This is a genomic window from Candidatus Limimorpha sp. (assembly GCF_056203535.1).
On sequence record NZ_JBADWU010000112.1, the window covers coordinates 1 to 1,862 of the forward strand.

2 protein-coding genes and 1 pseudogene are annotated in these 1,862 nt (G+C 40.3%); all 3 read left to right on the top strand.

Features of this window, described 5'->3' with window-relative positions:
- The first annotated feature begins 114 nt into the window (after positions 1-114).
- Positions 115-1,200: an RNA-binding domain-containing protein gene (locus AC06MN_RS14020; RefSeq protein WP_475672996.1), complete on the top strand. Its 1,086-nt coding sequence runs from the start codon at positions 115-117 to the stop codon at positions 1,198-1,200.
- Between the two features lie 35 nt (positions 1,201-1,235).
- The gene (locus AC06MN_RS14025; RefSeq protein WP_475672997.1) at positions 1,236-1,535 is read left to right on the top strand and encodes an HTH domain-containing protein; all 300 of its coding nucleotides are present in this window, start codon (positions 1,236-1,238) and stop codon (positions 1,533-1,535) included.
- A 175-nt stretch (positions 1,536-1,710) separates the two neighbouring features.
- Positions 1,711-1,862: pseudogene (locus AC06MN_RS14030) on the top strand (IS5/IS1182 family transposase); the annotation flags it as partial.

Consider the following 1,862-nt stretch of genomic DNA (forward strand, 5'->3'; position numbering starts at 1 on the left):
TTGCCTCAAGACGCATCGTGGGGTAAGGGGATTTTGTGCAACGGAAACACCTAAATGCCATTCCCTACGGCCTGAAGGCATCTTCCCGGCCTGCTACTTTGGAACTCATTACTCTTGCAGATCGGTTGCGGATTTAAGGAATATAAGGAATCTTGGCGCGATGAATACCTGAAATGGATTTGTGGTTTTGCCAATGCGCAAGGTGGCACGCTATATATTGGCGTTGATGACAATGGCGAAGTGGTAGGCCTTAATGACGTCAAGAAGCTTAGTGAGGATATTCCTAATAAAGTTAGGGATAAACTTGGCATTGTCGTGGAAGTGAATTTGTTGGAAAAGAATGATTTGGCTTATTTGGAAATCATTACTCAGCCGAGTGCTTTTCCCATCAATTTCAATGGTGAGTATCATTATCGTAGCGGCAGCACCAAACAGTTGCTCCAAGGTGCAGCCCTCACTCAGTTTCTGTTTGACAAAACAGGGATGACGTGGGATTGCGTTTTGATGAACGATTTGACTGTGAAGGATTTCCGTGATGAGGAATTTGAATTGTTCAAGGAGCAGGCTATCCGTAGCCATAGGATGGACAAAAAGGATCTTGACATGGATAATGAGCAGATTCTTAATCATCTTGGGCTAATTAAAGAGGGAAAAATAATGCGTGCTGCAATGATGCTGTTTCATAAAAATCCTGAAAAATGGATTAACGGTTCGTATGTGAAAATCGGTTTTTTCGAGACTGATGCCGACTTGCGCTATTACGATGAAATTCATGGCTCGCTCATTTCTCAGGCAGAAAAAACTATTGATTTGCTGTACACGAAGTATATGAAGGCAGAGATTTCGTATGAAGGTGTGACACGTATTGAAACTTATCCTTTTCCGAAGGAAGCAATACGTGAAGCTGTTTATAACGCTTTGGTTCACAAGAACTATGCGAAGCAGATACCAATTCAGATTAGCGTTTATGCCGACAAACTATATATTGGAAATGATTGCGTTTTTCCAGCAAATTGGACGAAAGACACTTTGTTGGGCAAACATCGGTCTTTGCCATACAATCCCAACATCGCACGTGGCTTTTCTGGGCTGGCTATATTGAGACATGGGATCGTGGCATTGAAAAAATATGCGAGGCTTGTGATGCTTACGGCACTCCAAGACCAGAATATACTGTATATCCTGAGGACATTATGGTGATGTTTAAGGCAAAGGAAATGCCAATAAATGTTTCTATGACAAATGGTGATGATATAGAAAAATGTCCTGATAATGTCCTAATAAATGTCCTGAAAGAACTTACTGATAGACAACGAAATATATATTATTTACTAATGGATGCAGGACAACCATCTGTCATGGAAAATGTCCTAATAAATGTCAGTGAAACAAGCAAAACACTTGCTGAAAAATTTGGCCTGAACGAAAGAACAATTCGTAGAGATTTGATGATTCTCCAACAAAAAGGGCTTGTCCGTCATGTTGGTCCAAATAAGACTGGCCATTGGGAAATCGTTAAACCTAAGGAGGATTAAGTAATGGCAAACGAAAGCAAGTTGACAAAAGTCTTCATACGTTTCTACAACGACCGCGAAATGCTCATTGATTGATGAGGTGGAAGTGAAGTAAGAGTCCATAAGGGCATTTCTAAATAAAACTCTTTGATATTCAGATAAATATTTGTATATTTGCCGCAAATTTGAAGAGAAAATGGACACATGCAAAAGGGCATACAGAAAGCTTGGCAACCAAGGTTTATTTGATTCGGAAGAAAGAACTTCAATGTTGAACGCATTGGGGAATCCGCTGGAAAGACTTTCAGAAACGATTGATTTCGAGATGTTTCGTGAGACATTGGAGGT

What these genes read in the sequence shown, in the direction of transcription:
- AC06MN_RS14025 (WP_475672997.1), top strand. Translation starts at nt 1,236, where the DNA reads ATGACAAATGGTGATGATATAGAAAAATGTCCTGATAATGTCCTAATA.